The following is an 8,905-nucleotide window of genomic DNA, read 5'->3' as shown; positions in this document are numbered from 1 at the left end:
AGAAGGCCGGCGAGGTGCGTTTCTGGGTGGTCGGCCCGACCCGCCGCCCCGAGGACACGACCGCCCGCCGGGCGGCCCGGAAGGCCGCCGGTGCGGCCGAAGAGGAGCAGTCATGACCACCCAGCCGAAGACCAACCGCATCCCCGCACCCCTCTACGCCGCCGCCGGCGCCGGTGAGCTGGCCCTGGAGCAGCTCCGCAAGCTGCCGACAGTGGTCAGCGGCCTCGGCACCCGGGTCGTCGCCGACCTCGGCGGCAAGGCCGTCGTCACCGGCTTCGAGCTGCGCCAGAAGGCCACCGAGACGCTGAAGACCGCCAACCAGACCGCCACCGGGCTGCGCGAGCGCGCCGTCGCCACCGACCTCGACCAGCTGCGCGAGGCCGCCAACCTGGAGAAGCTGCGCGAGGCGGCGAACCTGGAGAAGCTGCGCGAGGCCGCCAACCTGGACAAGCTCCGCGAGGCCGCCACCCGCAACGCCGCCGTCATGGTGGCCGGGGCGCACGCCGCGCAGGAGCGCGCGCTGGCCGCGTACGCCGAGCTGGTCGCCCGGGGTGAGCGCGTCGTCGGCGCCGGCGTGCTGGAGGCCGCCGACACGGTGAACGCCGACATCGAGGCCACCGAGGCGACCGGCACCGAGGTGACCCCGAAGGCCGAGATCACCCCGAAGCCGGAGACCGCCGCCGCGACGACCGAGGTGCCCAGCCCGGCCGAGGTGGCCGAGGCGGTGGCCGCCAAGCCGGCCGCGGTGAAGCGCACCCGCGCCACCAAGGCGACCGCGACCAAGGCCGTCGCCAAGACGACCGCCACCAAGGCGACCAAGCCGGCCACCCCGTCGGCGAAGCTGCCGAAGGCCACGAAGCGGACCCGCCCGGCCGCCGAGTGACCTGATGCTCCACCGGACCCCGGACAACGTCTTGTCGGACGTTTCCGGGGTCTCGGCATAAGCTTGCCCCCATGGCCATCGCCGCGCCGATCTTCGCGTTCGCAGTCCAAGACGTGATCCAGCTGATCCTGCTCGTCTTCGCCCTGGTCGTACAGGGAGTGGCGCTGGTGCACGCGGTCACCCAGCGCGGCGACGGATTCGCCGCGCTCGGCACGCTGCCCAAGGGCGGCTGGGTCGCCATCCTGGCGGTCTGCCTGCTGCTGACCCTGCTCGGCTTCGGCCCGATCAGCCTGTTCGGACTGATCGGCATCGCCGCGGGTCTCATCTACCTGCTCGACGTGCGGCCCGGCCTGCGGGACCTGCACGACGGCCGAGGGTCCTGGTGAGAGGTTTCCGCTGGCCTCCGCCGCCGGACGGCGGTCCCCGCACCTGGGGGCCCGGCCCCGGCGCGCCCCGGACCGGGCGCCCCGCGCTGCCCGAGCCGGAGACGGAACTGGTCGCCACCCCGCACGGGGTGAGCCTGGAACGGCTGGTCACCGGCACCGGTGACCCGGTCACCGTGTTCGCGCACGGGCTGGGCAGCGGCATCGCCACCACCCGCCCGTTCGGCAGCGGCGTCACCGGGCGGCGCATCTTCTTCCAGTTCCGCGGGCACGGCCGCTCCGACTCGCCGCCCGGGCCGTGGAGCTACCTGGACCTCGCCCGTGACCTGCGGGCCGTCGCCGACCTGGGCGGCGCGACCCGGGCGTTCGGCGCCAGCCTCGGCGCGGGCGCGCTCTGCCGGCTGCTCGCCGAGAGCCCGGAACGCTTCGAGAGACTCGTCTTCTTCCTGCCCGCCGTGCTGGACACGCCGCGCGGCGAGGTGGCACGCGCCCGGCTCACCGGCCTGCTCGACGCGGTGGCCGAGGGCGACGCCTCGGCACTGGCCGACGCGGTGTCGCTGGAGCTGCCGCCGTCGGTGCGCAACACCCCGGCCGGCTGGGCTTACCTGCGGCAGCGGCTCGACCAGTTGCTGCGCGACGGGCTCGCGCCGGGGCTGGCCGACCTGCCCGCCCAGGCCCCGCTCGACGACGCCGGGTCGCTCGCCGCGGTCACCGCGCCGGCGCTGGTCATCGCCGCCGCCGAGGACGACCTGCACCCGGTCGCCGTCGCCGAACGGCTCGCCGCCGCGCTCCCGAACGCCACACTGCACGTGTACGACCGGCCCGGCGTGCTCTGGACCGAGCGCGCCGACCTGCGAGAGCGCGTCTCGGAGTTCCTGAACGGGTAACGTCGCCGTCCATGGGCGTCACACACCACGGCCGTACGCACCGGCTCGACCTCGCCGACCCGACCCTGCGCGAGTGGACCTGCCGGGTGCTGGCGGCCGATCCCGAGCAGGGCATCGTGCTGGACCGGTCCGCGTTCTACCCGGGCGGCGGCGGGCAGCCGCCGGATCACGGGGTGCTTCTCTGGCAGGGCGTACAGACCCGGATCGTCGGCACCCGCAAGGGAGACGACCTCTGGCTGATCCCGGCCGAGGGTGACCCGGTGCCGCCGGTCGGCACCGAGGTCGCCGGCGCGGTCGAGGACACGCGCCGGACCATGCTGATGCGTACCCACTCCGGGCTGCACGTGCTCTGCGGCGTGGTGTTCCGCGACTTCGGCGCGCTCGTCACGGGCGGCAACATGGAGCCGGGCGAGGCGCGGATGGACTTCAACCTCCCCGAGGTGCCGCCGGACTTCAAGGCCCGCATCGAGGAGCTGGTGAACGCCGAGGTGGCCGCCGACCGGTCGGTGGCGGTGCGGGTGCTGCCGCGCGCCGAGGCGCTGGCCCTGCCGGACATCATCCGTACCCAGTCGAACCTGATCCCGCCGGAGGAGCAGGAGGTGCGGATCGTCGACATCGTCGGGCTGGACGTGCAGGCCGACGGCGGCACGCACGTGGCCTCCACCGCCCAGATCGGCAAGGTCCAGGTGGTCAAGGTGGAGAGCAAGGGACGGGCCAACCGCCGGGTACGCGTGCGCCTGGCGGACTGACTCACCCGGGCGCGCGCCGGGACCGCAGGGCGCGCGCCTTCTGCCGGTTGCCGCAGCGTTCCATCGCGCACCAACGGCGCTGCCCCGGCCGGGAGGTGTCCACGAAGACCAGTTGGCAGTCGTGCGCGCCGCACTCCCGGATCCGGGCGGCGTACGGGCCGGTGAGCAGGTCGACCGCGTCCCGGGCGAATGTCGCGACCACTTGCGCGCCGGTCAGCGGCGTACGCCAGGACCGGCTGCCGTCGGGACCGGCCTGCGGGCTCAGCGGCAGCCCGGCCGCCGCATCGTTCACCACGGCCAGGTCCGCGGCGGGCGGGGTCTCGTCGCGGGTACGCGCCTGCGTCACTCGCCAGAGCGCGTCGCGCAGCCGACGGGCGGCGGCCAGGTCGTCCGCGTCGACGGTGACGGTGGCGGGGTCCAGGCGCAGGCGGGACACGGCCAGCCAGCCCGCGAGGTCGTCCGGCCGGTGCAGCACCTCGTAGCGGGCGAACGCGCCCGGACCGCCGGTGGTCAGCAGCTCCAGGCAGAGCGCGCCCGGGTCGAAGCGGTATCGAGTGCCTTCGGGACTGATCAGGGTGAGTCCGCTTGCGCCGTCCGTCACGTAACCACTATAACTGGTTACACCAGCTGACCACGGAGGACACATGGCCCGGGACTGGAAACTCGTCATCGACTGTGCCGACCCGATCGGGCTGGCCCGCTTCTGGGCCGAGGCGCTCGGCCACCAGGTCGAGGACAACAGCGTGCTGATCGAGCGGCTGGCCGCCGCCGGTGCGGTGCCGCCGCAGGCGTACGTCGAGGTGGACGGCCGCAAGGCGTGGCGCGAGCTGGCGGCGGTACGCCACCCGGACGACCCGGTCGACCCGGCCAGCGGCACCGGGCTGGGCAGGCGGTTCCTGTTCCAGGCCGTCCCCGAACCCAAGCGGGTGAAGAACCGCCTCCACGTCGACCTGCACGTCGGGCCGGAGGGGCGGGCGGCCGAGGTGAAGCGGCTGACCGCGCTCGGCGCGACGGTGCTGGCCGAGGTCGCCGACCGGGGCAGCGAGCACACCACGATGACCGACCCGGAGGGCAACGAGTTCGACGTGCAGTGACCGCTCAGCGCGGCAGGTACGCCGCCCGGACGGCGAGCAGCCACCGTTCCACTGTCTCCTCGTCCGGGCGCTCCGGCAGCGGCGAGCGGACCCGGTCGAACTCCGCCTCGGCTGCAGCCACCAGGGCCTGTGCCTCGCCCAGCGCGCCACCGGCGACCCGTTCGCCGAACGCGCGGAACCACTCCGGGTCGGCGAGGCGGATCTCCAGCACGCCTGTCGCGTACAGCGTCCGGCCCTGGTGCAGCAGCCGGGCCAGGTGCCGGGCGTGCTTCGCCGAGCGCCGCCGCCCACCGCTGTCCGCCGGGGCGGTGGCGAGCTTGCGGAACTGCTGCGAGGCGTACCCGAGGTAGGCGTCGCGGACGCGCGGCGCGCTCAGGAACGCCGACCGGATCGCGATCAGCTCCTCGCCGAACCCGGTGCGGGTCTCGTAGCAGTCCTCGGGCAGCCACATCAGCTCGGTGGCGGTCGGGTTGCCGCTCAGCGCCAGCAGCGCGTACTTCCGGGCCTCGTGCAGCGTGACGTCCGGGTCGGTCGTCACCACCGACTCGCGGGGCGGGCGCAGACCGTGGAACGCGACTGTGGGCGCGGCGAACACGCCGATCCGGTCGGTGTCCGAGCCGGGACCGGCCAGCCCGTACGCGACCGAGCCGACGATCCCGGACAGCAGCAGGTGCATACCGGTGATGATCGCCCATCCGGATCGTCCGGGAAACCGGACTTCCGCTGTCAGGTATCTGTTGCACGGTTATCCCATGAACTCACCACTGACCGGAACTGTCGCGCTCGTCGCGGGCGCGACCCGGGGCGCTGGCCGGCAGATCGCCGTGCAGCTCGGCGCCGCCGGGGCCACCGTCTACGCCACCGGCCGCACCACCCGCGAGCGCCGGTCCGAGATGGACCGGCCGGAGACCATCGAGGAGACCGCCGAGCTGGTCACCGCCGCCGGGGGCACCGGGATCGCCGTCGCAGTCGACCACCTGGACCCCGAGCAGGTACGCGGCCTGGTCGAGCGGATCGACGCCGAGCAGGGCCGCCTGGACGTGCTCGTGAACGACGTCTGGGGCGCGGACCCGCTGATCACCTGGGAGAAGCCGGTCTGGGAGCAGCCGCTCGACGCCGGGTTCCGCACGCTGCGGCTGGCTGTCGACACGCACATCATCACCAGCCACTTCGCGCTGCCGCTGCTGATCCGCAACCCGGGCGGCCTGGTCGTCGAGGTCGGCGACGGCACCAAGGAGCACAACGACAGCGAGTACCGCCTGTCGGTCTTCTACGACCTGGCCAAGGTGTCGGTGAACCGGCTCGGCTTCAGCCAGGCGCACGAGCTGGCCCCGCACGGCTGCACCGCCGTCGCGCTCACACCCGGCTGGCTGCGCTCGGAGGCGATGCTCGAACACTACGGCGTCACCGAGGCGAACTGGCGCGACGCCGCGACTACCGAACCGCACTTCGTCATGTCGGAGACGCCGGCGTTCGTCGGGCGCGCGGTGGCCGCCCTGGCCGCCGACCCGGACCGGGCCCGCTGGAACGGCCGGTCGCTGGACAGCGGCGGCCTGTCCCAGGTGTACGGCTTCACCGACGTCGACGGCAGCCGCCCGCACTGGGCCCGCTACTACGAGGAGGTGGTCAAGCCTGGTAAGCCGGCCGACCCGGACGGCTACCGCTGACCGTCGGACGGCGGATCGGTGTAGAGCGCCGCCGCGCGGCGGGTCGCCTCGGCGAAGCGCGCCCGCAGCTGCGGCGGCGCCAGCACCTCCACCTCCGGGCCGAGCGCCAGCAACTGGCCGTACGCGACGTCGACCGACTCGACGGGCAGCCGCAGCACCAGCCGCCCCTGCTCGTCCGGCGGCCCGGCCGCGTCCACCGCCTCGGTGTGGACGAACGGCGCGTCCACCAGGTGCCGCAGCGCCCGCAACCCGGCCGGGCCGAGCCGCACCGTCACCCGCTCCCGCAGCAGTTCGCGCAGGAACGCGCCCGCCTGCTCCCGCCAGTACGCCCCGAGGTCGAAGTCCTCGTCCCGGTCGAACCCGTCGGCGCCCACCTCGACCGCCACCACCCGGTCCACCCGGTACGTCCGCCAGCCGTCACCGACCCGGGCGACCAGGTACCAGACCCCGTTCTTCAGCACCAGCCCGTACGGCGCCAGCGTGCGGGCCACCTCCCGGTCCCCGCGCCGGTAGCGCAACTCCACCATCAGGTCCCGCCAGACCGCCCGGGCCAGCTCGGCGAGGGCCGGCGGCGGCGTGGTCTCCCGGAACCAGCCCGGCACGTCCAGGTGGAACCGCTGCCCGGTACGGGCGGGCGCGTCCCGCAGGCTCGGCGGCAACGCGGCGAGCACCTTCAGCTCGGCGGCGGCCACCGAGTCGGCCAGTCCCATGTCCCCGGCCGGTCCGGGCAACCCGGCCAGGAACAGCGCCTCGGCCTCGTCCCGGCTCAACCCGGTCAGCCGGGTCCGGTAGCCGCCGAGCAGCCGGTAGCCGCCGGCCCGGCCCCGGTCCGCGTACACCGGGACACCGGCGGCGGAGAGCGCCAGCACGTCCCGGTAGACGGTCCGCTCGGACACCTCCAGCTCGCGGGCCAGCTCGGCGGCGGTCATCGTCTCCCGGGACTGGAGCAGCAGCACAAGCGAGATCAGCCGGGACGCACGCACAGGCCCATTGTGGTGCACCGGCAGATTAGGCTGTGCCGTCGTGAACGCCTCCCGTACGATCGCGCCCGTCACCGGCGCGGCCACCCGCTTCCTCGGCGGCGCCGGGCTGCTGCTGCGCGGCTTCGGCATGTACGTCCGCAGCCCGAAGCTGATGCTGCTCGGCGTGATCCCGGCGCTGATCACCGGCGCGCTCTACGTGGCCCTGTTCGCCACGCTGCTCTACTTCGTCGACGACCTGGCGGGCTGGCTCACCCCGTTCACCGACGACTGGTCGTCGCCCTGGCGCGGGCTGCTGCGGGTCGCCGCCGGGCTGGCGGTGGTCGGGGTCGCCGGGCTGGTCGGGGTGCTCACGTTCACCGCCGTCACGCTCGTCATCGGCGACCCTTTCTACGAGGCGATCTCCGAGCGGGTCGAGGACCGCCTCGGCGGCACCCCCGGTGCGGTGGACGTGCCGTTCTGGTCCTCGCTGCGACGCAGCCTCGCCGACTCGCTGCGCCTGGTGGCGCTGTCCGCGCTGATCGGCGTACCCCTGTTCGCGGCCGGTTTCATCCCGGTGGTGGGACAGACGGTGGTCCCGGTGGTCGGCGCCCTGGTGGGTGGCTGGTTCCTGGCGCTGGAGCTGGTGGGCGCGCCGTTCTACCGGCGGGGGATGCGGCTGCCGGACCGGCGGGCGCGGCTGCGGGCCGACCGGCCGACAGCGCTCGGTTTCGGGGTGGCGGTCTTCCTGTGCTTCCTGATCCCGCTCGGCGCGGTGCTGGTCATGCCGGCCGCCGTCGCCGGGGCCGCGCTGCTGGCCCGCCGCTCGCTGGGCCAGGCCGTCGAGGAGAGCTGAGATGGACACCGTCCTGATCGAGGGGGACATCACCGCCCAGCAGGTCGACGCGATAGTCAACGCCGCCAACTCGTCGCTGCTCGGCGGCGGGGGAGTGGACGGCGCGATCCACCGGCGCGGCGGGCCGGCGATCCTGGAGGAGTGCCGGGCGTTGCGCGCCTCCCGCTACGCGCGCGGGCTGCCTACCGGCCAGGCGGTCGCCACCACCGCCGGCAATCTGCCCGCGCGCTGGGTGGTGCACACTGTCGGCCCGGTCTTCTCGCCGCACGAGGACCGGTCCGCGCTGCTGCGCGACTGCTACGCCAACAGCCTGCGCGTCGCCGACGGGCTGGGCGCGACCCGGATCGCGTTCCCGCTGATCTCCGCCGGGATCTACGGCTGGCCGGTCGGGGACGCGGTGGCACAGGCGCTCAGCGTGCTGCACGCGGCCACCCCGGAGCACGTCGCCGAGGCACGGCTGGTGCTGTTCGGCGCCGACACGTACGCCACGGCGGTGCGGGTGGCCGCCGGGCTCAGCTGAGTTTGCGCCGGCACGACCACTGGCTGTCCACCGGCCGGTAGCCGAGCCGCTCGTTCACCGCCAGCATCGGCGCGTTCGCCTCGTCGTTCGAGGTGTACGCGGTGCGTACCCCGCGCGCCGCGGCGGCGTGCAGCGCGGCCTGCTTGGCCAGCCGGGCCAGCCCGCGCCCCCGGTACGCGGGCAGCGTGCCGGTGAAGTCCGACCACATCCGGTCGCCGTCCCGCTTCACCAGGCTGAGTGCGACCAGTTCGCCGTCCACCTCGGCGAGCGTGCTCGCCTCCCGGTCCAGCCCCGGGTTGTCCCAGCACTCGTGCCGCCACAGGTCGAAGTCGAGCGAGTCCGTCGGCACGTCCCCCGGCTCGTCCCGGGACGACTCGGCGTCCACCCGGTGCACCAGGCGGGGATCGAGCCCGGCGGCGGACACCAGCCGTACGCCCGGCGGCGCCTGCGGCATCGGCGGGGCGGTGCTCAGGTCGAGCGCCGAGTAGCGCAGCTCCCGGCTGGGTGTGAAGCCGTGCCGCTGCGCGAACGGCAGCGACTCGGTACGCGCGTGGGTGAGCACCCGGGTGGACCCGAGCGTCCGCAGATGACCGAGCGCGGTGTCGAACAACGCGGTGCCGGTGCCCCGGCGGCGATGCTCCGGGTGCACGTGCAGCGTGGCGATCTCGCCCACGCCGGGCGTCGACGTCTGCGTGTTGCGGTACGCCGACACCCAGCCCACGACCTGCCCGTCCGCCTCGGCGACCCAGGCCGCCCAGTCCTCGCCGGGCGGTGGTTCGGCGATCATGCGGCGGGTCGACTTGACGCCCCGCACCAGGTACGGGTAGACGAGCGCGCGCAACGCCACCACGGCGGGCGCGTCCTCGGCACGGGCGGGACGGATCAGGGCTCCACTCATCCGGCGGAC

The 8,905-nt window shown here is 74.3% G+C and carries 12 protein-coding genes; 8 read left to right on the top strand and 4 right to left on the bottom strand.

Features of this window, described 5'->3' with window-relative positions; genetic code table 11:
- Positions 1–112: 112 nt before the first annotated feature.
- From ABD52_RS21945 to ABD52_RS21930, 4 genes are all read left to right on the top strand, one after another.
- Positions 113–883, top strand: a complete 771-nt coding sequence (locus ABD52_RS21945; RefSeq protein WP_047893049.1) for a hypothetical protein — start codon at positions 113–115, stop codon at positions 881–883.
- Positions 884–954: 71 nt separating this feature from the next.
- Positions 955–1,269 (top strand): DUF2516 family protein, encoded by a 315-nt coding sequence (locus ABD52_RS21940; protein ID WP_013288803.1) that lies wholly within the window; start codon positions 955–957, stop codon positions 1,267–1,269.
- On the top strand, positions 1,266–2,153 hold the full coding sequence (locus ABD52_RS21935) for an alpha/beta fold hydrolase (protein WP_013288802.1): 888 nt from the start codon (positions 1,266–1,268) through the stop codon (positions 2,151–2,153). Before ABD52_RS21940 ends, ABD52_RS21935 begins: the two co-directional genes overlap by 4 nt.
- Positions 2,154–2,164: 11 nt before the next feature.
- A complete protein-coding gene (locus ABD52_RS21930; RefSeq protein WP_013288801.1) occupies positions 2,165–2,902 on the top strand; it encodes an alanyl-tRNA editing protein in 738 nt (245 codons plus the stop codon).
- A gap of 1 nt (position 2,903) precedes the next feature.
- On the opposite strand, the gene ABD52_RS21925 is transcribed toward ABD52_RS21930, so the two are convergent.
- A complete protein-coding gene (locus tag ABD52_RS21925) occupies positions 2,904–3,503 on the bottom strand; it encodes an ABATE domain-containing protein (RefSeq protein WP_013288800.1) in 600 nt (199 codons plus the stop codon).
- 43 nt (positions 3,504–3,546) lie between these two features.
- Here ABD52_RS21925 and ABD52_RS21920 point away from each other — a divergent pair, with 43 nt between their 5' ends.
- Positions 3,547–3,996: a VOC family protein gene (locus ABD52_RS21920; protein WP_047893048.1), complete on the top strand. Its 450-nt coding sequence runs from the start codon at positions 3,547–3,549 to the stop codon at positions 3,994–3,996.
- A 4-nt stretch (positions 3,997–4,000) separates the two neighbouring features.
- Here the strand turns inward: ABD52_RS21920 and ABD52_RS21915 are convergent, their stop codons facing one another.
- Positions 4,001–4,672 carry a nucleotidyltransferase domain-containing protein gene (locus ABD52_RS21915; RefSeq protein ID WP_030272171.1) on the bottom strand — a complete coding sequence of 224 codons (672 nt, stop codon included), beginning with the start codon at positions 4,670–4,672 and terminating at the stop codon, positions 4,001–4,003.
- A 76-nt stretch (positions 4,673–4,748) separates the two neighbouring features.
- Here ABD52_RS21915 and ABD52_RS21910 point away from each other — a divergent pair, with 76 nt between their 5' ends.
- A complete protein-coding gene (locus ABD52_RS21910; RefSeq protein ID WP_047893047.1) occupies positions 4,749–5,663 on the top strand; it encodes an SDR family oxidoreductase in 915 nt (304 codons plus the stop codon).
- Here the strand turns inward: ABD52_RS21910 and ABD52_RS21905 are convergent.
- A complete protein-coding gene (locus tag ABD52_RS21905) occupies positions 5,654–6,646 on the bottom strand; it encodes a YafY family protein (protein ID WP_047893046.1) in 993 nt (330 codons plus the stop codon). The genes ABD52_RS21910 and ABD52_RS21905 overlap by 10 nt on opposite strands.
- Positions 6,647–6,686: 40 nt before the next feature.
- On the opposite strand from ABD52_RS21905, the gene ABD52_RS21900 reads away from it, so the two are divergent.
- Positions 6,687–7,478 (top strand): EI24 domain-containing protein, encoded by a 792-nt coding sequence (locus ABD52_RS21900; protein WP_047893045.1) that lies wholly within the window; start codon positions 6,687–6,689, stop codon positions 7,476–7,478.
- A gap of 1 nt (position 7,479) precedes the next feature.
- Entirely contained in the window at positions 7,480–7,998 is a 519-nt protein-coding gene (locus tag ABD52_RS21895) for an O-acetyl-ADP-ribose deacetylase (RefSeq protein WP_047893044.1), read from the top strand.
- Here the strand turns inward: ABD52_RS21895 and ABD52_RS21890 are convergent.
- Positions 7,991–8,896 carry a GNAT family N-acetyltransferase gene (locus ABD52_RS21890; RefSeq protein ID WP_047893043.1) on the bottom strand — a complete coding sequence of 302 codons (906 nt, stop codon included), beginning with the start codon at positions 8,894–8,896 and terminating at the stop codon, positions 7,991–7,993. The two genes, ABD52_RS21895 and ABD52_RS21890, sit on opposite strands and share 8 nt — an antisense overlap.
- Positions 8,897–8,905 lie beyond the last annotated feature (9 nt).

Source organism: Micromonospora sp. RV43, from assembly GCF_001029515.1.
In the GTDB taxonomy this organism is placed as follows: Bacteria; Actinomycetota; Actinomycetes; order Mycobacteriales; family Micromonosporaceae; genus Micromonospora; species Micromonospora aurantiaca.
Note: the sequence above shows the minus strand (reverse complement) of the source record. Positions and strands in the feature narration are given on the sequence as shown.